The organism is Pseudomonas sp. BO3-4 (assembly GCF_034044115.1).
GTDB lineage: Bacteria > Pseudomonadota > Gammaproteobacteria > Pseudomonadales > Pseudomonadaceae > Aquipseudomonas > Aquipseudomonas alloputida.
The window spans coordinates 14,115-34,950 of sequence record NZ_CP139018.1 but is presented as its reverse complement, the minus strand read 5'-3'; the positions used below and the strand labels follow the sequence as shown (position 1 = coordinate 34,950).

Sequence of the window (20,836 nt, the reverse complement as noted above, 5' to 3'; positions counted from 1 at the left end):
AGAGAGGCCGCCATGCACAAATTCTCCGCCGCCGTGTTCGTCCTGGCCCTGAGCGCCACCACGGCCCACGCCGCAGACAGCGATGCGCAATGCAGTACCGTGAAAATGGCCGACCCCGGCTGGAGTGATATTGCCTCGACCAATGCCGTGGCACGCCTGTTACTGGAAAGCCTGGGTTACCAGGTGAAGATCGACAGCCTGGCCGTACCGATCATCTACGGCGGCCTCAAGGACGGCCAGGTTGACGCCTTCCTCGGCAACTGGATGCCGGCGCAGCAAGGCTTCCATGACAAGTTCATCGCCAACGGCGACGTGCAGCAGCTGTCGCGCAACCTGGAGGGAACCGAGTTCACCCTCGCAGTGCCCGACTATGTGTGGAATGCTGGGGTGAAGGATTTCGCTGACCTGCAGAAACACGCCGGGCAGTTCGACAAAAAACTGTACGGAATCGGCTCCGGCGCCCCGGCCAACCTGTCACTCAAGAAAATCATCGAAGAGAATGAATTCAACCTCGGCCAGTGGAAGCTGGTGGAGTCCAGCGAGCAGGCGATGCTGGCTCAGGTCGACCGGGCGGTGAAGAAGCAGCAATTCATCACCTTCCTTGGCTGGACCCCGCACCCGATGAACGTGAAACTGAAAATGCATTACCTGACCGGTGGTGAAAAATGGTTCGGCAGCAAGGGCGAGGTTTACACGCTGACGCGCAAGGGTTATCCACAAGCCTGCCCGAATGCGGCGAAGCTGCTAGGTAACCTCAAGTTCACACTGGACATGGAAAACAGCATCATGGCAGAGGTTGTGGACAAGAAGATCAGCTTCGATGAAGCGGTCAAGGCTTGGGTGAAAGCGCACCCTGAACGGTTGGATGGGTGGTTGGCCGGGGTTACCACCAAGGCCGATGGTGATGCCCTGGAGGCCGTCAAAGCCAAACTGTAATCTCACAAAGCAACACACCAACCCTGTGGGAGCGGGCGCGCCCGCGAACACCGGCGAAGCCGGTGCCAAGCAACGCGTTGGCTTTTTCGCGGGCATGCCCGCTCCCACAGGGCTTGGCGACCCCTTAAGGATTGTGGATAACCCATGCATCGCCTCTCTTTACTGCTGCCCTTCCTCAGCTGGCTTCCCCGCCAATCGGGCCGCAGCCTGCGCCAGGACCTGCTGGTAGGCCTGAGCGGCGCAATCCTCGCCCTGCCGCAATCCATCGCCTACGCCCTGATCGCCGGCCTGCCCGCCGAATACGGGCTTTACGCCGCCATCGTGCCGGTACTGATCGCCTGCCTGTGGGGCTCTTCCTGGCACCTGATCTGCGGCCCGACCGCTGCCATTTCCATCGTGCTCTACGCCAGCATCAGCCCGCTGGCCGTGGCCGGTAGCGCTGACTACATCACGCTGGTGTTGCTGCTGACCTTCCTTGGCGGCATTTTCCAGCTGCTGCTCGGGCTGTTGCGCTTCGGCGCGCTGGTCAACTTCGTCTCCCATTCCGTGGTGCTCGGCTTTACGCTGGGTGCCGCCATCGTCATTGCCTTGGGCCAGCTACCCAACCTGCTGGGCATGGCACTGCCCAGCCAGGCCACAGCGCTGAAGACCGTGCAAGACCTGGCCAGCCACGCAGGCGAGGTCGACCTGCCTTCCTTGCTGCTGGGCCTGGCCACCGTAGTGATCGGCGTGGCCTTCAAGCTCTGGCGCCCACGCTGGCCGAGCCTGTTGATAAGCCTGATCCTGGTCAGCTTGCTGGCCTGGCTGTTGCCGGGCTTCTTTGGCCATGTGCCGCGGGTGGCAGCGTTCACAGGGCAACTCCCGCCTTTCAGCCCGCTGCCTTTGCTAGACGTGGAGCTCATGCTGCGTCTGCTGCCCAGCGCCGTGGCGGTAGGCATGCTGGGGTTGGTCACCAGCCTGTCGATTGCCCGCTCGCTATCGGCACGTTCAGAACAGCTGATCGACCCGGACCAGGAAATACGCGCACAGGGCCTGTCGAACATTGCCGGTGCATTTTTCTCTGGTTACCTGTCTGCCGGCTCCTTCACCCGCTCGGGCCTGAGCTACGAGGCGGGCGCCCGCTCACCGATGGCCGGGGTGTTTTCTGCGGTGTGGGTGGCGTTGTTCGCCGTGACCGGCGCCGGCCTGATCGCGCACCTGCCGATACCGGCCATGGCCGGCAGCATTTTGCTGATCTGCTGGGGGTTGGTGGACCACCGAGGGATCCGTGCATTGTTCCGGGTCAGCCGCTCGGAGTTTCTGGTGATGGCGCTGACAGCTGCAGCGACATTGCTGCTGGAGCTGCAGACGGCCATCTATGCCGGGGTGCTGGCTTCGCTGTTCTTCTATTTGAAGCGCACCTCACGACCACGGATCCAACAAAGCCGTGAAGGGGACGCGGATGTCTTGCGGGTAGGTGGGTCGATTTTCTTTGGTGCGGCGCATTACCTGCAGGTGCGCTTGCAGCGCTGCCAAGGGCCGCATGTAGTGATCGATGCCCGGCAGGTGAATTTCATCGATTACTCGGGTGTGGATATGTTGCACCGTGAGGCACGAAGGTTGCGGCGATTGGGGGGGAGTTTGACCTTGCACCGGGCCAGGCCCCAAGTGATCGAGGAGTTGCAGAAGCTGGAAGGGGTGGAGTTGTGCCCGATCCGGTTTGAGGAATGAGGTTGGGTCCTGGGGCTGCTTTGCAGCCCATCGCGACACGAGGCCGCTCCCACAGAGGATCGGCGTACGACTTACTTTGTGGGAGCGGCCTTGCGTCGCGATAGGGCCGCAAAGCGGCCCCGGCCATCTCAGCCCCGAGCGAGTTGCCGGCGCAGTTCAGCCAACACCGGCGCCGTATCCGGCCTCACGCCACGCCAGATAAAGAAGGCCTCAGCCGCCTGCTCAGCCAGCATCCCCAGCCCATCCAATACCTTGGCAGCCCCCAGCTTGGTAGCCCACTGGCAAAACGGCGTCGGCTCCTTGCCATACATCATGTCGTAGCAAACCGTACGACCCGCCTCGACCAGGCTGTCGGCAATAGGCGGCAACTCCCCGGCCAGACTCGCCGAGGTGGCGTTGATGATTACATCCACAGGCTCCTGCAACCAGGCAAACCCGCTGGCCACCACCGGCCCCAGTTCATCGAACTCGCGCGCCAGCTGCTCGGCCTTTTCCACGGTACGGTTGGCAATCACCAGCGACTGCGGCTTGTGCGCCAGAATAGGCTCCAGCACGCCGCGCACGGCGCCACCGGCACCGAGGATGAGAATGCGCTTGCCCGCCAGCTCGACCCCGGCATTCACCGTCAGGTCGCGCACCAGGCCAGCGCCGTCGGTGTTGTCGCCCTGCAGGGTGCCATCAGCCAGCTTGCTCAGCGTGTTCACTGCGCCTGCGCGCCGGGCACGCGGGGTCAGGCTGTCGCACAGGCGGTAGGCCTCTTCCTTGAACGGCACGGTGACATTACCGCCACTGCCTTGCTTGAAGAAGCCACGCGCGCAGTCGCTGAACTCGTCCAACGGCGCCAGCAGCGTGGCATATTCCAGGTCCTGACCGGTCTGCTCGGCGAACAGGCGGTGGATCAGCGGCGACTTGCTGTGGCCGATGGGGTTACCAAAAACGACGTACTGGTCCATGACGGCTCCTTGGTTATCCACAGGCTTACTGACCGAGCCAGTCGCGGTCCTGCAGGAAATACTCGGTCAGGCGCGCTTCTTCGCTGCCGGGTGCAGCCTTCCAGTCGTAGCCCCAGCGCACCTGAGGCGGCAGCGACATGAGGATGGACTCGGTACGGCCACCGGATTGCAGGCCGAACAGGGTGCCACGGTCGTAGACCAGATTGAACTCCACGTAGCGGCCGCGGCGGTATTCCTGGAACTCGCGCTGTTGCGGGGTGTAAGGCGTGTCTTTGCGGCGCTGGACGATCGGCAGGTAGGCGTTGATGTAGGCATCGCCGATGGCGCGGATGAAGGCGAAGCACGTGTCGAAGTCCCACTCGTTCAGGTCATCGAAGAACAAGCCGCCGATACCACGTGGCTCACCACGGTGCTTGAGGTGGAAGTAGCGGTCGCACCAGGCCTTGTAGCGTGGGTACACATCGGCGCCAAACGGCGCGCAGGCCTGCTCGGCCACTCGGTGCCAGTGAACGCAGTCTTCTTCGTTGCCATAGTATGGCGTCAGGTCAAAGCCGCCGCCGAACCACCATACGGCCTCTTCACCTTCCTTTTCGGCGATGAAGAAGCGAACGTTGGCGTGGGAAGTCGGCACATGCGGGTTGTGCGGGTGTATCACCAGCGACACGCCCAAGGCTTCGAAGCCACGGCCTGCCAGCTCGGGGCGGTGGGCACTGGCCGACGGCGGCAGGCCGGCACCAAACACATGGGAGAAGTTGACCCCGCCTTTCTCGATCACGTTGCCCTCACCGATAACCCGCGTGCGGCCCCCGCCACCGGCTTCGCGCACCCAGGCGTCCTCGACGAAGCGGGCACCGCCGTCTTCTGTTTCGAGGGCAGAGCAGATGCGGTCTTGCAGGTCGAGCAGGTAGGCTTTCACGGCCTCGGTGCGGCTAGTCATCGGGTCACCAGGAACGGGCAGGGAAGAATTCGCCGCGTAGCATACCACCGCCAGCGCGCGCGCCGCAGTTGACGACGACCAAGCAAAGGCGTCCGATAGAAGGCCTTTCCCGATCCCGACTACAGGAGTGCGAGATGGCCAAGCGTATCCAGTTCAGCCAGCATGGCGGCCCGGAAGTGCTGCAGTTTGTGGAATTCGAACCCACCCCGCCCGGGCCACAGCAGGTGCGTGTGCGTAACCATGCGATCGGCCTGAACTTCATCGATACCTACTTCCGAAGCGGGCTGTATGCGCCGCCGTCCCTGCCTTCTGGCCTGGGTACCGAAGCGGCAGGTGTGGTAGAGGCCGTGGGCGAAGGCGTGTCCCGATTGAAGGTAGGAGACCGTGTGGCACATGCCGGCGGCCCGCTGGGCGCCTACAGCGAGGTGCATACGCTACCGGAAGCCAACCTGGTCAAGCTGCCGGACACCATCAGCTTCGAGCAGGCGGCAGCGGTGATGCTCAAGGGTTTGACCGTACAGTACCTATTGAAGCAGACCTATGAGGTGAAGGCGGGTGATGTGATCCTGTTCCATGCCGCAGCCGGTGGTGTAGGGTCGCTGGCCTGCCAATGGGCCAAGGCCCTGGGCGCCAAGCTGATCGGCACCGTGAGCTCTGCCGAGAAGGCCGAACGGGCTAAAGCGCTGGGGGCTTGGGCCACCATCGACTACAGCCATGAAGATGTGGCCAAGCGCGTACTGGAGCTGACCGACGGCAAGAAATGCCCGGTGGTGTATGACGGCGTGGGCGCCGACACCTGGCTGACCTCCCTGGACTGCCTGCGCCCGCGCGGGTTGATGGTGAGCTTTGGCAATGCTTCCGGTGCGGTGAGCGGGGTGAACCTGGGGATCCTGGCGCAGAAGGGCTCGCTGTATGTCACCCGGCCGACCTTGGCCACCTATGCCAACAATGCCGAGAACACCCAGGCCATGGCCGATGACCTGTTTGCGATGATTGCGAGCGGGAAGCTGGTTGTGGATATCCAGCAGCGGTATCCACTGAGCGAGGCGGCCAAGGCGCAGGCAGAGCTGTCGGCGCGGCGGACTGTAGGATCGACTGTACTAATCCCCTGAGCCACACACATTCCCTGTAGGAGCGGGTTTACCCGCGAAGAAGCCACCGCAATGGATGGCACCGGCTTTGCCGGTGTTCGCGGGCAAGCCCGCTCCCACAGGTACTGCGTCGGCCTCGATAGCAGCACTATGCCTTGGAGCCTGGGCGTGACGGCGATGGCGTCGACTCGATGCCATCGAGTATCGCCTCGATCACACCCTCTGCCATCTCAATCGCATGCAGGTTCGACCAGAACATGCCACGGCCTTCTTCACGCATGTAGTCCAAAGCTTTGTAGCCGGTTTCGTAAGCGCTGCGCAGGTACAGGGCTACGTGGACCAGAGCGTCCTCGGCAGAAATGTTTGGGTTGACGGTGAAGAGTGGATCGTGGCCGGCATCGCAGCGGCCGAAGGGGCGGGTGGAGGTGCATGGGAGAGGTGGATCGGGGACTATTTTCTTCATCATTGGAAAATGCTCCTCAAGGCCGCCAACCCTCACTACCACGTGAATGGGTGGCGACTGTACGCGAGGTGGTAGACCCGGGCATTTTCCAATCCAGGCAGGCTCGAAAGCCTCCCACGCACAGCCACCATAGACTGTCATGGAAAAAATGCATCCGGGCTACCACACCCGATCGCCAAGTTATTCGGCGACGGATAGAGCCTAGAGGCAGAGGTTCCCACTTAGAAGGTGATGGAAGGAGACGCGGGTCGTAGGATATTTCCCAATCCTCAAACCGGACAACCATTCGAGACAAAATCAGAAAAATCTGCGGTGGCTAGGCCCGGACCTGTGGGAGCGGGCATGCCCGCGAACACGGGCGAAGCCCGTGCCAGGCACCGAGTTGTATTCTTCGCGGGCGCGCCCGCTCCCACAGGGGCCCGAGTCCCGAGCCAGGCCTGTGGATTGGTATCAACCCGGGCGAACGACTTCGCCGGTTGCCAGGTTGCGAATCACACTCGGGTTCTTCCGCCCGCCCAGCGCCCCACCCAGCACCAGGTCCAACTGGCCATGGAAGTACTGCTCAACCCGCAAGCGGGTCTTCGCCGCCGGGCGCCCGCCAGGGTTGCACGAGGTGGAAATCAGCGGCCCCACCAGCGCGCACAACTCACGCACCACCGGGTGATCACTGACCCGCAGCGCTACCGTGTCATGCTGCCCGGTCACCCATTCGGGCAACAGGTCCTGGTGCGGCACCAGCCAGGTGTTCGGCCCCGGCCAGGTGCTGCTCATGCGGTCGATCCAGTCCTCGGGGAAGTCCTCGAACAGGAAGTCGAACTGACGGATATTGTCAGCGATCAGAATCAGCCCTTTATCCACAGGACGCGACTTCAGCGCCAGCAGGCGATACACCGCGTCCTCGTTCCATGGGTCGCAGCCCAGGCCCCAGACCGCTTCCGTCGGGTAGGCGATCACCGCGCCCGCCCGGATCTCACGTGCGGCTTGTTGCACACGAAAACTGCTCACCATTGCTGTTTCTCCGCCTATATACCTTGCATGTGAGCAGTGTACTTAGCCCGCGCGGGCAAACCAACGCCCGGCTTCATTGCTGACCCGGCCTTCCAGCTCCAGCTCGGTCAACTGCGCCAGCACGTCGGCCAGCGGCTGCTCACTGCAGTGGGCCAGGCTTTCACTGGTCTGGGGTGCTGCATGCAGCAGGGCAAGCAGGGGATGGTCGAACCTGTCCACAACCGCAGGCGGCAGGTTCTGCCAACCCTGCAAGCTTTCCAGGATCTGTTCCACAGTTTCCACCAGCAGCGCCCCATCACGAATCAGCTGGTGACAGCCCTTGGCCCCTGGGTGATGAATGGAGCCCGGAATGGCGTACACCTCGCGGCCTTGTTCCGCCGCCAGGCGCGCCGTGATCAGCGAGCCGCTGGCGAGGCTCGCCTCGACCACCAGCACACCGAGCGACAGCCCACTGATGATGCGGTTGCGCCGGGGGAAGTTGCCGGGCAGCGGCCCGGCATCCAGGGGATACTCGGAAACCAGCGCGCTGCCGTTGTCGATCATCGCCTGCGCAAGGTCCCGATGGCGCTGTGGATAAAGTTTTTGCAACCCCGTCCCGAGCACGGCAATCGTGCCGCCGCCAGCCTGCAACGCGGCCCGATGAGCGGCACCGTCGACACCTACCGCCAGCCCGCTGGTAATGGTGAAACCAGCCTGCGCGAGGTAGCGGGAAAATGCCCGGGCGGTGTCGAGCGCCGGGGGTGTGGCACGTCTGCTGCCCACGATCGCCAACTGAGGACGATCGAGCAAGGCAGGTTCGCCAGCGACAAAAAGCAGCGGCGGGGCATCGTCGATTTCTGCCAGCAAGGCTGGGTAGTCTGGGCCGTCCCACATCAGCAAATGCTGGCCAGGGCGCTCTAACCAGGCTATTGCGGCGAGCGCGCCCTCGCGTACCTCGGCACTGCGCCGGGCATCGATGGTAGCCTGGGGGATGCCCAACGCTCGCCAGGCCGAACCGGGAGCGCTAAGCGCACTAGAGGCGCTGCCGAACGCATCCAGCAAGGTGCGAAAACGTCGCAATCCTGTCTCGGGCAAGCGATGCAGGCGTAATCGGGCCTCCAGTTCAGCAGGCGGGCAGAGCGACGAATGGTAACTGGGCATGGGGATCGTCCTTGATCGAAACAGGGCCATCTACGTGGCACAACCTGTGGATAACTCTGTGAGTAACACTTTGAAAAGCTGTCCATTGATTGGGGGCTATCAAGCGCATAGTCACCCTAGACGAGCTTGCCAGGTGCCGAAATCCCCGTTTCCCTTTATTATGTGTGCTCAGTTTTCAACCGAACGCACAGTGACTGCCTGACCTTATGGCCATCTTGAACATTCTCGAATTCCCGGACCCGCGCCTGCGCACCCTCGCCAAACCGGTGACGGAGTTCGACGACGCCCTGCGTCAGCTGATCGACGACATGTTTGAAACCATGTACGAAGCCCCTGGCATCGGCCTGGCCGCTACCCAGGTGAACGTGCACAAGCAGGTTGTGGTCATGGACCTCAGCGAAGACCGCAGCGAACCGCGCGTCTTCATCAACCCGTCGGTCGAAGAGCTGACCCATGACATGGGCCAGTACCAGGAGGGCTGCCTGTCGGTACCGGGCTTCTACGAGAACGTCGACCGTCCGCTGCGTGTCCGGGTCAAGGCCCAGGACCGCGACGGCAAGCCGTTCGAACTGGAATGCGAAGGCCTGCTGGCGGTGTGCGTACAGCACGAATTCGATCACCTCAACGGCAAGCTGTTCGTCGACTACCTGTCGCAGCTCAAGCGCGACCGGATCAAGAAGAAGCTGGAAAAGCAGCATCGCCAGCAAGCCTGATCCCCACCTTCCTGAAGGCTTGCTCCGGCAAGCCTTTTTCTTTTTTGAAGCGAGAACTCCATGCGCATCGTCTTTGCAGGCACTCCAGAGTTTGCCGCCGAACACCTCAAGGCCCTGCTCGACAGCCCCTACGAGATCGTGGCCGTCTACACCCAGCCCGACCGCCCGGCCGGCCGTGGCCAAAAGCTGATGCCAAGTGCGGTCAAGGCACTGGCCGTGGCCCATGACATCCCGGTGTTCCAGCCGCAGACCCTGCGCAATGCCGATGCGCAGGCCGAACTGGCCGCACTGAAACCAGACCTGATGGTAGTGGTCGCCTACGGCCTGATCCTGCCGCAGGTGGTGCTGGATATCCCGCGCCTGGGTTGCATCAACAGCCACGCTTCCCTGCTGCCACGCTGGCGCGGTGCCGCGCCGATCCAGCGTGCCGTGGAAGCCGGCGACGCCGAAAGCGGCGTGACCGTGATGCGCATGGAAGCCGGCCTGGACACCGGCCCGATGCTGCTCAAGGTCGTCACCCCGATCAGCGCCGAGGACACCGGCGGCACCTTGCACGATCGCCTGGCCGAAATGGGCCCGCCCGCAGTCGTTCAGGCCATCGCCGGCCTGGCTGACGGTTCGCTGCAAGGCGAAATACAGGACGATGCGCTGGCCACCTACGCGCACAAACTGAACAAGGACGAAGCGCGTATCGACTGGACCCGCCCGGCCGTCGAGCTGGAACGCCTGATCCGCGCCTTCAACCCATGGCCGGTGTGCCACAGCATGCTGGACGGTGAAAGCGTCAAGGTGCTGGCCGCCAACCTGTCCACAGGCCAAGGCGCCCCGGGCGAGATACTTTCCGCCAGCAAGGACGGCCTCGTAGTTGCGTGCGGTGACCAAGCCCTGAGCCTGACCCGCCTGCAACTGCCTGGCGGCAAGGCATTGAGCTTCAGTGACCTGTTCAACAGCCGCCGCGAGAAGTTCGCCGCCGGCAAGGTGCTGGGCCAATGAACCCACGCCTCGCCGCCGCCCGTGCGCTTGCTGCTGTGCTCAGCGGCAAGGCTTCGCTGAACAGCTCGCTGCCGGCGCAACTGGACAAGGTAGATGAACGCGACCGCGGCCTGACCCAAGACCTGGCGTTCGGCACCGCACGCTGGCAGCCACGCCTCGACCTGCTGGCCGCACAGCTGCTGCAAAAACCCTTCAAAGCAGCCGATGCCGATGTTCAGGCGCTGCTGCTGGTCGGCCTGTACCAGCTGTTCTACACGCGCATTCCGGCCCATGCCGCCATCGGCGAGACCGTGGGCTGTGCCGACAAACTGAAGAAGCCGTGGGCCAAGGGCCTGCTCAATGCCGTACTGCGCCGTGCGCAGCGCGAAGGCGAGGAGCTGCTCGCCGGCATGGAGCGCGACCCGGTGGTGCGTACCGCGCACCCGCGCTGGCTGCAAAAAGCGCTGAAAGCTTTCTGGCCAGAGCAGTGGGAAGCCATCTGCGCCGCCAACAATGCCCACCCACCGATGATTCTGCGGGTCAATCGCCGTCACCATAGCCGCGATGCCTACCTGGCACTGCTGGCCGAAGCCGGCATTGGCGCCAGCGCATGCCAGTACAGCCGGGATGGCATCGTGCTGGCCGAAGCCTGCGACGTGCGCGGCCTGCCAGGCTTCGCCGAAGGCTGGGTGAGCGTGCAGGACGAAGCTGCGCAGCTATCTGCCGACCTGCTGGAACTGGCCCCCGGCCAACGCGTGCTCGATGCTTGCTGCGCACCGGGCGGCAAAACCTGCCACCTGCTGGAGGCCGAGGCTGGCCTGGCGCACATGGTGGCCATCGACCTCGAAGCCAAGCGACTGACCCGCGTGCGAGAAAACCTCGACCGCCTGCAGCTGGACGCCGAGCTGATCGCCTGCGATGCCCGCGACACTGCCAGCTGGTGGGACGGCAAGCCATTCCAGCGCATTCTGCTCGACGCGCCGTGCTCGGCCACCGGCGTGATTCGCCGCCACCCGGACATCAAGCTAACCCGCCAAGCCGACGACATCCCGGCTTTGGCCACGCTGCAAGGCGAGCTGCTCGATGCCCTGTGGCCGACCTTGGAAGTGGGCGGCATGCTGCTATACGCCACCTGCTCCAGCTTGCCGACCGAAAACACTGAAGTGATCAAAGCCTTCCTCGCCCGCACCCCGGGCGCCCGTGAGCTGGACCTGGCGACCGAAGCCGGCCTGCGCCAGCCCCACGGCCGTCAGCTGCTGGCCCAGGAAGGCGGCCACGACGGTTTCTACTATGCCAAGCTGATCAAGATCGCCGCCTCGCGCGGATAAGAACAAAGGATAGGGAGTAGCGCATGAAGATCATCATCCTCGGCGCAGGGCAGGTAGGCGGTACGCTGGCTGAACACCTGGCCAGCGAAGCCAACGACATTACCGTGGTCGACACCGACGGCGACCGCCTGCGCGACCTCGGCGACCGCCTGGACATCCGCACCGTCCAGGGCCGCGGCTCACTGCCGACGGTGCTGCGCCAGGCCGGTGCCGACGACGCCGACATGCTGGTGGCGGTAACCAACAGTGACGAGACCAACATGGTTGCCTGCCAGGTGGCCTATTCGCTGTTCCATACTCCGACCAAGATTGCACGGGTGCGCGAATCGTCCTACCTGACCCGCGAAGAGCTGTTCGACAACGACCATATCCCGGTCGACGTTCTGATCAGCCCCGAGCAGGTGGTGACCAATTACATCAAGCGCCTGATCGAACACCCAGGCTCGCTGCAGGTGATCGACTTCGCCGAGGGCAAGGCCCAGCTCGTGGCGGTGAAGGCCTACTATGGCGGCCCGCTGGTCGGCCAGCAATTGCGCCAGATCCGTGCGCATATGCCCAACGTCGACACCCGCGTGGCAGCCATCTTCCGCCGCGACCGGCCGATCACCCCGCGTGGCGACACGGTGATCGAAGCCGACGACGAGGTGTTCTTCATTGCCGCGAAGAAGGATATCCGTGCGGTGATGGGCGAACTGCGCCGCATCGACGAAACCAATAAACGCATTGTCATCGCCGGCGGCGGGCAGATCGGCGAGCGCCTGGCGGAAGCCATCGAAAGCCGATATCAGGTGAAGATCATCGAGATGAGCCCGGCGCGTTGTCGGCACCTCTCCGATACCCTCGAAAGCACGGTAGTGCTGCAGGGCAGCGCCTCGGACAAAGACCTGATGCTCGAAGAGAACATCGCCGACGCCGATATTTTCCTGGCCCTGACCAACGATGACGAAGCCAACATCATGTCGTCGCTGCTGGCCAAGCGCCTGGGCGCAGGCAAGGTGATGACCATCATCAACAACCCGGCTTATGTCGACCTGGTGCAGGGCGGTGATATCGACATTGCCATCAGCCCGCAGCTGGCCACCATCGGTACCCTGCTGGCGCACGTGCGCCGGGGCGACATTGTCAGCGTGCACTCGCTGCGCCGCGGTGCGGCCGAAGCGATCGAGGCGGTGGCACATGGCGATTCGAAGTCGAGCAAGGTGGTCGGCAAGGCGATCGAGAACATTGCCCTGCCACCGGGAACCACCATCGGCGCGATCATCCGTGACGAAGAGGTGATGATTGCCCACGACGACACCGTGATCGAATCGGGTGACCATGTGATCCTGTTCGTTGTGGATAAAAAGCACATTCGTGATGTGGAGAAGCTGTTCCACGTCGGCTTGAGTTTCTTCTAGGAGAAGAGGGCATGCGCGAATCGCTGGAGAAGATGCTGGCCAAAGGTGTGGATAACCCGCTGCTGAGGTTTGGCCTGGGCAAGGCCTGGCTGGATGAAGGCAACGGCGCTGAAGCAGCGGTGCACCTGGCGCGCTGTGTAGAGCAGGATCCGAAATACTCGGCAGCGTGGAAGCTGCTGGGCAAGGCCTATCAGTTGCAGGGCGACCTGCCGGCGGCGCGCAAGGCGTGGGAAGACGGGATCGTGGCGGCGCAGGCCCATGGTGACAAGCAGGCCGAAAAAGAAATGACCGTTTTTCTCAAGAAGCTGAACAAGACATCGGCTTGACGCGGTCCCTGTAGGAGCGGGTTTACCCGCGAATGCGTCGGTGAATCCAACATCGCATTCGCGGGTAAACCCGTTCCTACAGAGGACGGTGAATGGCTTAATACCAGCGCGGCTCGCCAGCCGGGCGCTTCTTGAAGCGCTTCATGCTCCACATGTACTGGCTGGGGTACTCGCGCACATAGCGCTCGACCACCTTGCTCATCGCCGCCGCCGACACATTCACGTCGGTGCTGTACATCTCCTCTGGCGCCGCCTCCAGGAACACCTTGAAGCCCGAGCCATCCGGCAACCGCAGCGCATGCAGGAACACACCTACCGCCTTGCCTCCGGCCAGCATGTTCGGCACGAACTTGCTGGTCAGCGCCTGGGTGCCGAGGAACGGCACGAACACGCCCGCCGATTCCGCCGGCTCCGGGTCGGCAGGAATACCCACCTGGCCACCACGGCGCACTTCCTTGATCACGCTGAGGATGCCTTCCTTGGTCGACGGTGCCACGCGATTGCCCATCTGCACGCGCTGCTCGCGCAGCAGATCATCCACCGCCTTCAGCTTCGGCGGGCGGTAGAAGATGATCGGTTTGCACTGGTTGCAGTAGAAGTGGTTCAACACTTCCCAGTTGCCCAGGTGGCTGGTGATGCCGACCACCCCTTTACCTGAGGCCAAAGCCTGCTCCAGCACTTCCAGGCCATGCACTTCCTTGACCAGCTCCAGCGAGCGTTGTGGCGGCCAGATCCAGGCACAGGCACTTTCGACAAAAGATTTACCGATATCCCGCAGCGCCTGGCCCACCAGTTGCTCACGGGCAACCGGGTCCATCTCCGGGAAGCACTTGGCCAGGTTGATCCGTACCACGTTGCGCGAACTGTTGGGGATTTTCCACATCAGCCAGCCAATACCGGCGCCGACACGCTGCACAGCGCCCCAGGGCAGCTTGGCAAACAGGCGCAGCACCCCGACCATCAGGGCGCCCTTGAACTTTTCCACAGGCGAATTCCTTATTTCAGCAAGGCGCGCATTGTAACCCCTCAGCGCAACAAGGCGGCGTAGCGATCGCAGTCGGTGGTGTGGTCCATGACCATGCCGGTGGCCTGCATGAAGGCGTAGCAGATGGTCGGACCGACGAACGTGAAGCCAGCTTTCTGCAAGGCCTTGCTCATTGCCTTGGCTTCATCGGTAACAGCTGGCACGTCGCCGCGCGCCTTGAAGTGATTGATCTTCGGCGAGCCGCCGACGAACGACCACAGCCATTCGGCGGGGTTATCCACAGCCAGCCAGGCCTGGGCATTGCGCCGCGCAGCCTTGAGCTTGAGGCGATTGCGGATGATGCCTGCATCCTGCATCAATTCTTCGATGCGTTCGTCGCCCATGGCCGCCAGCTTTACGGGGTCGAAGCCGTACATCACCTGGCGATAACGCTCGCGTTTGCGCAAAACGGTAATCCATGAAAGCCCTGCCTGGAACCCTTCGAGCAAAAGCATCTCGAAGAGCAACGCCGGGTCGCGCTGTGGCATCCCCCATTCCTGGTCGTGGTAGGCCTGGTACAACGGATCGTCGGTACACCAAAAGCAGCGTGGCATAAGGCTCCAATGAGTAGAGGGCGAGGCGAATCAGGTTATACTCCCGCTCTTTACATCCGCATCCCCAGATACAGGTGAATTTCGTGAGCCAGCCTACGCCAGCCGTGCGTACCTTCCAAGACCTGATCCTTGCCCTGCAGAACTACTGGGCAGCTCAAGGTTGTGTGGTACTTCAGCCCTACGATATGGAAGTAGGCGCCGGCACTTTCCACACCGCTACATTCCTGCGCGCCGTGGGTCCAGAAACCTGGAACGCCGCCTATGTGCAGCCGAGCCGTCGTCCTGCCGACGGGCGGTATGGCGAAAACCCCAACCGCCTGCAGCACTACTACCAGTTCCAGGTGGTGCTCAAACCGAACCCGGCCAACTTCCAGGAGCTGTACCTCGGCTCGCTGAAAGCCATCGGCCTGGATCCGTTGGTGCACGACATTCGTTTCGTCGAAGACAACTGGGAATCGCCGACCCTCGGCGCCTGGGGTCTGGGCTGGGAAATCTGGCTCAACGGCATGGAAGTGACCCAGTTCACCTACTTCCAGCAGGTTGGCGGCATCGAGTGCTACCCGGTCACCGGTGAAATCACCTACGGCCTGGAGCGCCTGGCCATGTACATCCAGGGCGTCGATTCGGTGTACGACCTGGTGTGGGCCGACGGCCCGTTCGGCAAGGTCACCTATGGCGACGTGTTCCACCAGAACGAGGTGGAGCAGTCGACCTACAACTTTGAACATGCAAACGTCGACAAACTGTTCGAGCTGTTCGATTTCTACGAAAGCGAAGCCAACCGCCTGATCAAGCTGGAGCTGCCGCTGCCGACCTATGAAATGGTCCTGAAGGCATCGCATACCTTCAACCTGCTGGACGCCCGCCGCGCCATCTCGGTAACCGAGCGCCAGCGTTACATCCTGCGTGTACGTACCCTGGCCCGGGACGTGGCGCAAAGCTATCTGCAAGCCCGCGCACGCCTGGGCTTCCCGATGGCCACCCCTGAACTGCGTGACGAAGTGTTGGCTAAGCTGGAGGCTGCACAATGAGTGCTCAAGATTTTCTGGTAGAACTGGGCACCGAAGAGCTGCCACCCAAGGCCCTCGCCAGCCTCGGCGACGCCTTCCTGGCCGGTATCGAAAAAGGCCTGCAGGCTGCTGGCCTGAACTACGCCGGCAAGCAGGTGTACGCCGCGCCGCGTCGTCTGGCCGTGCTGATTCGCCAGCTGGACGTGCAGCAGCCTGACCGCAGCATCAACATCGACGGCCCGCCCCTGCAGGCTGCCTTCAACGCTGAAGGCGAGCCGACCCAGGCTGCGCTGGGCTTCGCCAAGAAGTGCGGTGTGGAACTGGCCGAGATCGACCAGAGCGGCCCCAAGCTGCGCTTCTCCCAGCACATCCCGGGCAAGGCCACCACTGACCTGCTGCCGACCATCGTCGAAGATTCGCTGAACGACCTGCCGATCCCCAAGCGCATGCGCTGGGCGGCCAGCCGTGAAGAGTTCGTGCGCCCGACCCAATGGCTGGTAATGCTGCTGGGCGACCAGGTGGTCGACTGCACCATTCTGTCGCAGAAGGCCGGCCGTGAATCCCGTGGCCACCGCTTCCATCATCCGGAAACCGTGGCCATCACTACCCCGGCCAACTATGTCGAAGACCTGCGTAAAGCTCACGTGCTGGCCGACTTCGCCGAACGCCGCGAGCTGATCAGCAAGCGTACCGCCGAGCTTGCCATGCAGCAGGAGGGCACTGCCATCGTGCCACCGGCGCTGCTGGACGAAGTGACCGCTCTGGTCGAGTGGCCGGTGCCGCTGGTGTGCTCGTTCGAGGAGCGTTTCCTCGAGGTGCCGCAAGAAGCCCTGATCACCACCATGCAGGACAACCAGAAGTACTTCTGCCTGCTGGACAGCGAAGGCAAGCTGCTGCCGCGCTTCATTACCGTGGCCAACGTCGAAAGCCGCGACCCGAAGCAGATCGTGCAAGGCAACGAAAAAGTCGTGCGCCCGCGCCTGACCGACGCCGAGTTCTTCTTCAAGCAGGACAAGAAGCAACCACTGGAAACCTTCAACGAGCGCCTCAAGAACGTGGTGTTCCAGGCTCAGCTCGGCACCGTGTACGACAAGGCCGAACGTGTTTCCAGGCTGGCCGCCTTCATTGCTCCGCTGATCGGCGGCGACGCCCAGCGCGCTGGCCGTGCCGGCCTGCTGTCGAAGTGCGACCTGGCCACCGAGATGGTCGGCGAATTCCCTGAAATGCAGGGTGTTGCCGGTTACTACTACGCGCTCAACGACGGTGAGCCGGAAGACGTAGCCCTGGCCCTGAACGAGCAGTACATGCCGCGCGGTGCAGGCGCCGAGCTGCCGCAGACCCTCACCGGTGCTGCCGTGGCCATCGCCGACAAGCTCGACACCCTGGTGGGTATCTTCGGCATCGGCATGCTGCCTACCGGCAGCAAGGACCCGTACGCCCTGCGCCGTGCGGCTCTGGGCGTGCTGCGTATCCTGATCGAGAAGCAACTGGACCTGGACCTGACCGGTGCAGTCGAGTTTGCGGTCAAGCAGTTCGGCGCCAAGGTCAAGGCCCCCGGCCTGGCCGAGCAAGTACTGGAGTTCATTTTCGACCGCCTGCGCGCGCGTTACGAAGACGAAGGCATTGACGTGGCCACGTACCTGTCGGTACGCGCACTGCAGCCAGGCTCCGCCCTGGACTTCGACCAGCGCGTACAAGCCGTGCAGGCGTTCCGCAAACTGCCGGAAGCCGAGGCCCTGGCCGCGGTGAACAAGCGCGTGTCGAACCTGCTGAGCAAGGCCGAAGGTGCCATCGCCGAGCAGGTCGAGCCGAAGTACTTCGACAATGCCAACGAGTTCTCCCTGTACTCGGCCATCCAGCAGGCCGACCAGGCCGTGCAACCGATGGCTGCAGCACGTCAGTACAGCGAATCGCTGGCCCGCCTGGCGGCCCTGCGTGACCCGGTCGATGCCTTCTTCGAGGCGGTCATGGTCAACGCCGAAGACGCCAAGGTACGTGCCAACCGTTATGCCCTGCTCAGCCGTCTGCGCGGCCTGTTCCTGGGCGTGGCTGACATTTCGCTGCTGGGGTAGGCCTTGAAACTGCTGATTCTCGACCGTGACGGGGTGATCAACTACGACTCCGATGCGTACATCAAGACGCTGGAAGAATGGGTGCCGATCCCCGGTTCGGTCGATGCGATCGCGCAGTTGAGCAAGGCGGGCTGGACGGTGGCCGTGGCCACCAACCAGTCCGGCATTGCCCGTGGCTACTACCCGCTGGCAACCCTTGAGGCTATGCACGCGCGCCTGCGCGCGCTGGTGGCCGAGCAGGGCGGCGAGGTGGGCCACATCGTGTATTGCCCGCATGGGCCGGACGAAGGGTGCGATTGCCGCAAGCCCAAGCCCGGCATGCTGCGGGCGATCGCCGAGCATTACCAGATCGGCCTTGAAGGCGTCTGGTTCGTCGGCGACAGCAAAGGTGACCTGGAGGCCGCCCTGGCCGTCGGTGCACAACCCGTGCTGGTGAAGACCGGCAAGGGCGAGCGGACCCTGGAAAAAGGCGTCCCGGAAACTACACTGATTTTCGACGATCTGGCAGCTATCGCCAGAGAACTAATTTAAACAGTGCGCCTTCTGGCGCATTTTTCTTCAGGCGGGCATGCCCCGCAATGGTACAAGCCACTATGTCGATCCTGCAGGCGATCAGAATCTTTCTTTTTTACCTGCTGCTGGGCACCAGTTCGCTGCTGTGGTGCTCGCTGAGCTTCTTCGTCGCGCCGTTCCTGTCGTTCCCCAAGCGCTACAAGTTCATCAACGTGTACTGGTGCCGCTGCGCGCTGTTTCTGGTGCGCACCATCCTGGGCATCGACTACAAGATCACTGGCGCCGAGAACGTGCCAGCTGAGCCTTGCGTGATTCTGTCCAATCACCAGAGCACCTGGGAAACCTTCTTCCTGTCCCAGTACTTCTCGCCGCTTAGCCAGGTGCTCAAGCGCGAGCTGCTGTATGTACCGTTCTTCGGCTGGGCCATGGCCATGCTGCGGCCCATCGCGATCAACCGCGACAACCCCAAGGAAGCGTTGCGCCAGGTGGCGAGCAAGGGTGACGAACTGCTCAAGCAGAAGACGTGGGTGCTGATTTTCCCAGAAGGCACCCGTGTACCGTTCGGCACCATCGGCAAGTTCTCGCGCGGCGGTACCGCCCTGGCCGTGAATGCCGGGCTACCGGTGCTGCCGATTGCCCACAACGCTGGGAAGTTCTGGCCCAAGACCGGTTGGGGCAAGCGTGCCGGTACAATCGAAGTGGTAATTGGTGAGCCGATGTACGCCAACGGCACGGGGCCACGTGCCATTGCCGAACTCAACGACCGCGCTGCAGCTTGGAACGAAGCGACCCAGCGGGCCATGGGATCGCTGCCGCCAGCTGCGGAAAAACCTCAGGAGCAGATGGCTTGACCTTCTGTGGATAACTTGTGTGCAGTTTTTGGATTAAATGCTTTAATTGATACCTAAGTGTATGAATTTTCTAGTTATTTCTTTGTATGAATTTTTTCTGAAAATCGTGCATAAGTTTTTTTGAAGCATAAGAAAACCGGCTTTTACAGCCGGTTTTTTTATGGCATGTGGACATCAGACTTTGTCGATATCTACATCCTTGGTTTCTCTCAGACAGAAGATCCCAACCACCAGGCTGATCCCGGTCACCAGCACCGGGTACCACAGCCCGTAGAAGATATCCCCGGTATAGACCACCAGCGCGAACGATACGGTAGGCAGGAAACCACCGAACCAGCCATTACCAATGTGGTAGGGCAGCGACATCGAGGTGTAGCGGATGCGGGTCGGGAACAGCTCGACCATCACCGCCGCCAACGGACCATAGGTCATGGTCGCGATCAGGATCATCGCCACGATCAGCACCACCACCATTACCTGGTTAACCTGCGCGGGGTCGGCCTTGGCCGGGTAACCAGCCTGCTCGATTGCAGCGCGCATGGCGGTTTCATCAAAGCCGTTGATGGTCTTGTCACCGATGTTCACCACCACTTCACTGCCGGCCACGCTTACCGAGCTGTACGGCAGGCCCTGCTTGACCAGGAAGGTCTTGACCTTGTCGCACGGGCTGTCAAAACGAGCCTTGCCCACTGGGTCAAACTGGAATGTGCAGCCTTGCGGGTCGGCGGTGACCACGATCGGCGCCTGACGGCTGGCAGCGTCGATCTGCGGGTTGGCGTAGTGGCTCAGCGCCTTGAACAGTGGGAAGTACAGTACCGTGGCCAGCAACAGGCCGAGCATCAGGATCGGCTTGCGGCCGATACGGTCGGACAACCAGCCAAAAAACACGAAGAACGGCGCGCCAATCACAACGCTGATGATGAGCAGGGTGTTGGCCTGAGCCGAGTCCATTTTCAGCATCTGGGTCATGAAGAACAGAACGTAGAACTGCGCCGTGTAGAAGGTCACAGCCTGCCCCGCGTTGATGCTGAACAGGGCGGTAAGCACCACTTTCAGGTTTGGCCAGGAGGTGAATGACTCACGGATGGGCGACTTGCTGACCTTGCCCTGAGCCTTCATTTTCACAAAGGCCGGCGACTCGTGCATGCTCATGCGAATCCAGGTGGAGATCGCCAGCAGCACGATCGACAGCAGGAACGGCAAGCGCCAGCCCCAGGTTTCGAACTGGTCGCCACTGATATACCGGCTACCCAGCACCACCAACAGCGACAACAACAGGCCCAACGTTGCGGTGGACTGGATGAAACCGGTATGCAAGCCACGCTTGCCGGGCGGCGCATGCTCGGCCACGTAAGTGGCGGCACCGCCATACTCACCGCCCAGCGCCAGCCCCTGAAGCATGCGCAGGATCACCAGGATGATCGGTGCGGCGATGCCGATGCTGGCGTAGGTGGGCAACAACCCCACAGCGAAAGTGGACAGGCCCATCAGCACGATGGTGACCAGGAAAGTGTACTTGCGCCCGATCATGTCACCCAGGCGGCCGAACACCAGCGCGCCAAACGGCCGCACCAGAAAGCCCGCAGCAAAGGCCATCAGGGCGAAGATGAAAGCGGTGGTATCGTTCACGCCAGCGAAGAACTGCTTGCTGATGACCGCTGCCAGCGCACCATAGAGAAAAAAGTCATACCACTCGAAAACCGTCCCGAGGGATGACGCGAAAATGATCTTGCGTTCTTCACGGCGGCTGGAGCTGCTGGCCGCCGCACCCTGCTCTTGGATGTAATCCGACATCGTTGCTGTCCTCGGCCCTTAGGCCACAGTGATTATTCTTGTTG

The 20,836-nt window shown here is 62.4% G+C and carries 20 protein-coding genes; 12 read left to right on the top strand and 8 right to left on the bottom strand.

What is annotated here, in order from left to right; translation table 11 throughout:
• Positions 1-12 precede the first annotated feature (12 nt).
• Together choX and REH59_RS00150 are read left to right on the top strand one after the other, a co-directional pair.
• Positions 13-936, top strand: coding sequence for a choline ABC transporter substrate-binding protein (choX, locus tag REH59_RS00155; RefSeq protein ID WP_014859481.1), 924 nt, complete (start codon positions 13-15; stop codon positions 934-936).
• Between the two features lie 144 nt (positions 937-1,080).
• The gene (locus tag REH59_RS00150; protein WP_265536575.1) at positions 1,081-2,646 is read left to right on the top strand and encodes a SulP family inorganic anion transporter; all 1,566 of its coding nucleotides are present in this window, start codon (positions 1,081-1,083) and stop codon (positions 2,644-2,646) included.
• A gap of 128 nt (positions 2,647-2,774) precedes the next feature.
• Here REH59_RS00150 and aroE read toward each other — a convergent pair whose 3' ends face one another.
• Both aroE and hemF read right to left on the bottom strand, forming a co-directional pair.
• Entirely contained in the window at positions 2,775-3,599 is an 825-nt protein-coding gene (gene aroE / locus REH59_RS00145; RefSeq protein ID WP_003253098.1) for a shikimate dehydrogenase, read from the bottom strand.
• Between the two features lie 25 nt (positions 3,600-3,624).
• Positions 3,625-4,536 carry an oxygen-dependent coproporphyrinogen oxidase gene (hemF, locus tag REH59_RS00140; protein ID WP_003253100.1) on the bottom strand — a complete coding sequence of 304 codons (912 nt, stop codon included), beginning with the start codon at positions 4,534-4,536 and terminating at the stop codon, positions 3,625-3,627.
• A 134-nt stretch (positions 4,537-4,670) separates the two neighbouring features.
• Between hemF and REH59_RS00135 the strand changes: the two genes are divergently transcribed.
• Positions 4,671-5,648, top strand: a complete 978-nt coding sequence (locus REH59_RS00135) for an NADPH:quinone reductase (protein ID WP_003253102.1) — start codon at positions 4,671-4,673, stop codon at positions 5,646-5,648.
• A 127-nt stretch (positions 5,649-5,775) separates the two neighbouring features.
• Here REH59_RS00135 and REH59_RS00130 read toward each other — a convergent pair whose 3' ends face one another.
• The 3 genes from REH59_RS00130 to dprA form a co-directional block, all read right to left on the bottom strand.
• Complete coding sequence (locus REH59_RS00130; protein WP_014859479.1) at positions 5,776-6,093, bottom strand: hypothetical protein; 318 nt, start codon at positions 6,091-6,093, stop codon at positions 5,776-5,778.
• Positions 6,094-6,540: 447 nt separating this feature from the next.
• Positions 6,541-7,098 (bottom strand): L-threonylcarbamoyladenylate synthase, encoded by a 558-nt coding sequence (locus REH59_RS00125; protein ID WP_014859478.1) that lies wholly within the window; start codon positions 7,096-7,098, stop codon positions 6,541-6,543.
• 42 nt (positions 7,099-7,140) lie between these two features.
• The gene (dprA, locus tag REH59_RS00120) at positions 7,141-8,238 is read right to left on the bottom strand and encodes a DNA-processing protein DprA (protein ID WP_014859477.1); all 1,098 of its coding nucleotides are present in this window, start codon (positions 8,236-8,238) and stop codon (positions 7,141-7,143) included.
• A 206-nt stretch (positions 8,239-8,444) separates the two neighbouring features.
• Here dprA and def point away from each other — a divergent pair, with 206 nt between their 5' ends.
• From def to REH59_RS00095, 5 genes are read left to right on the top strand one after another with little or no spacing between them, the layout of a single operon-like run.
• Positions 8,445-8,951 carry a peptide deformylase gene (gene def, locus REH59_RS00115; protein ID WP_003253111.1) on the top strand — a complete coding sequence of 169 codons (507 nt, stop codon included), beginning with the start codon at positions 8,445-8,447 and terminating at the stop codon, positions 8,949-8,951.
• A 60-nt stretch (positions 8,952-9,011) separates the two neighbouring features.
• Entirely contained in the window at positions 9,012-9,944 is a 933-nt protein-coding gene (fmt, locus tag REH59_RS00110; RefSeq protein WP_003253113.1) for a methionyl-tRNA formyltransferase, read from the top strand.
• Positions 9,941-11,251, top strand: a complete 1,311-nt coding sequence (gene rsmB, locus REH59_RS00105) for a 16S rRNA (cytosine(967)-C(5))-methyltransferase RsmB (protein ID WP_003253115.1) — start codon at positions 9,941-9,943, stop codon at positions 11,249-11,251. The genes fmt and rsmB overlap by 4 nt, the downstream gene beginning before the upstream one ends.
• A 23-nt stretch (positions 11,252-11,274) precedes the next feature.
• The gene (gene trkA / locus REH59_RS00100) at positions 11,275-12,648 is read left to right on the top strand and encodes a Trk system potassium transporter TrkA (RefSeq protein WP_003253117.1); all 1,374 of its coding nucleotides are present in this window, start codon (positions 11,275-11,277) and stop codon (positions 12,646-12,648) included.
• An 11-nt stretch (positions 12,649-12,659) separates the two neighbouring features.
• The gene (locus tag REH59_RS00095; protein WP_014859476.1) at positions 12,660-12,974 is read left to right on the top strand and encodes a tetratricopeptide repeat protein; all 315 of its coding nucleotides are present in this window, start codon (positions 12,660-12,662) and stop codon (positions 12,972-12,974) included.
• 97 nt (positions 12,975-13,071) lie between these two features.
• Here the strand turns inward: REH59_RS00095 and REH59_RS00090 are convergent, their stop codons facing one another.
• On the bottom strand, positions 13,072-13,959 hold the full coding sequence (locus tag REH59_RS00090) for a lysophospholipid acyltransferase (RefSeq protein ID WP_003253121.1): 888 nt from the start codon (positions 13,957-13,959) through the stop codon (positions 13,072-13,074).
• Between the two features lie 41 nt (positions 13,960-14,000).
• Positions 14,001-14,552, bottom strand: a complete 552-nt coding sequence (locus tag REH59_RS00085; protein ID WP_003253123.1) for a DNA-3-methyladenine glycosylase I — start codon at positions 14,550-14,552, stop codon at positions 14,001-14,003.
• 83 nt (positions 14,553-14,635) lie between these two features.
• Between REH59_RS00085 and glyQ the strand changes: the two genes are divergently transcribed.
• From glyQ to REH59_RS00065, 4 genes are read left to right on the top strand one after another with little or no spacing between them, the layout of a single operon-like run.
• Positions 14,636-15,583: a glycine--tRNA ligase subunit alpha gene (gene glyQ / locus REH59_RS00080; protein WP_003253126.1), complete on the top strand. Its 948-nt coding sequence runs from the start codon at positions 14,636-14,638 to the stop codon at positions 15,581-15,583.
• Positions 15,580-17,634 carry a glycine--tRNA ligase subunit beta gene (gene glyS / locus REH59_RS00075; RefSeq protein ID WP_014859475.1) on the top strand — a complete coding sequence of 685 codons (2,055 nt, stop codon included), beginning with the start codon at positions 15,580-15,582 and terminating at the stop codon, positions 17,632-17,634. The genes glyQ and glyS overlap by 4 nt, the downstream gene beginning before the upstream one ends.
• A gap of 3 nt (positions 17,635-17,637) precedes the next feature.
• The gene (gene gmhB, locus REH59_RS00070) at positions 17,638-18,165 is read left to right on the top strand and encodes a D-glycero-beta-D-manno-heptose 1,7-bisphosphate 7-phosphatase (RefSeq protein WP_003253129.1); all 528 of its coding nucleotides are present in this window, start codon (positions 17,638-17,640) and stop codon (positions 18,163-18,165) included.
• Between the two features lie 47 nt (positions 18,166-18,212).
• The gene (locus REH59_RS00065) at positions 18,213-18,998 is read left to right on the top strand and encodes a lysophospholipid acyltransferase family protein (protein ID WP_010951467.1); all 786 of its coding nucleotides are present in this window, start codon (positions 18,213-18,215) and stop codon (positions 18,996-18,998) included.
• 174 nt (positions 18,999-19,172) lie between these two features.
• Here the strand turns inward: REH59_RS00065 and REH59_RS00060 are convergent, their stop codons facing one another.
• Positions 19,173-20,792, bottom strand: coding sequence for an MFS transporter (locus REH59_RS00060; protein WP_010951466.1), 1,620 nt, complete (start codon positions 20,790-20,792; stop codon positions 19,173-19,175).
• Positions 20,793-20,836 lie beyond the last annotated feature (44 nt).

Coding starts and splice junctions, on each gene's coding strand:
- fmt (WP_003253113.1), top strand. CDS start 9,012: ATGCGCATCGTCTTTGCAGGCACTCCAGAGTTTGCCGCCGAACACCTC.
- REH59_RS00130 (WP_014859479.1), bottom strand. CDS start 6,093: ATGATGAAGAAAATAGTCCCCGATCCACCTCTCCCATGCACCTCCACC.
- REH59_RS00065 (WP_010951467.1), top strand. CDS start 18,213: ATGGTACAAGCCACTATGTCGATCCTGCAGGCGATCAGAATCTTTCTT.
- glyS (WP_014859475.1), top strand. CDS start 15,580: ATGAGTGCTCAAGATTTTCTGGTAGAACTGGGCACCGAAGAGCTGCCA.
- REH59_RS00060 (WP_010951466.1), bottom strand. CDS start 20,792: ATGTCGGATTACATCCAAGAGCAGGGTGCGGCGGCCAGCAGCTCCAGC.
- dprA (WP_014859477.1), bottom strand. CDS start 8,238: ATGCCCAGTTACCATTCGTCGCTCTGCCCGCCTGCTGAACTGGAGGCC.
- def (WP_003253111.1), top strand. CDS start 8,445: ATGGCCATCTTGAACATTCTCGAATTCCCGGACCCGCGCCTGCGCACC.
- trkA (WP_003253117.1), top strand. CDS start 11,275: ATGAAGATCATCATCCTCGGCGCAGGGCAGGTAGGCGGTACGCTGGCT.
- rsmB (WP_003253115.1), top strand. CDS start 9,941: ATGAACCCACGCCTCGCCGCCGCCCGTGCGCTTGCTGCTGTGCTCAGC.
- choX (WP_014859481.1), top strand. CDS start 13: ATGCACAAATTCTCCGCCGCCGTGTTCGTCCTGGCCCTGAGCGCCACC.
- aroE (WP_003253098.1), bottom strand. CDS start 3,599: ATGGACCAGTACGTCGTTTTTGGTAACCCCATCGGCCACAGCAAGTCG.
- REH59_RS00135 (WP_003253102.1), top strand. CDS start 4,671: ATGGCCAAGCGTATCCAGTTCAGCCAGCATGGCGGCCCGGAAGTGCTG.
- REH59_RS00095 (WP_014859476.1), top strand. CDS start 12,660: ATGCGCGAATCGCTGGAGAAGATGCTGGCCAAAGGTGTGGATAACCCG.
- REH59_RS00150 (WP_265536575.1), top strand. CDS start 1,081: ATGCATCGCCTCTCTTTACTGCTGCCCTTCCTCAGCTGGCTTCCCCGC.
- REH59_RS00125 (WP_014859478.1), bottom strand. CDS start 7,098: ATGGTGAGCAGTTTTCGTGTGCAACAAGCCGCACGTGAGATCCGGGCG.
- REH59_RS00085 (WP_003253123.1), bottom strand. CDS start 14,552: ATGCCACGCTGCTTTTGGTGTACCGACGATCCGTTGTACCAGGCCTAC.
- hemF (WP_003253100.1), bottom strand. CDS start 4,536: ATGACTAGCCGCACCGAGGCCGTGAAAGCCTACCTGCTCGACCTGCAA.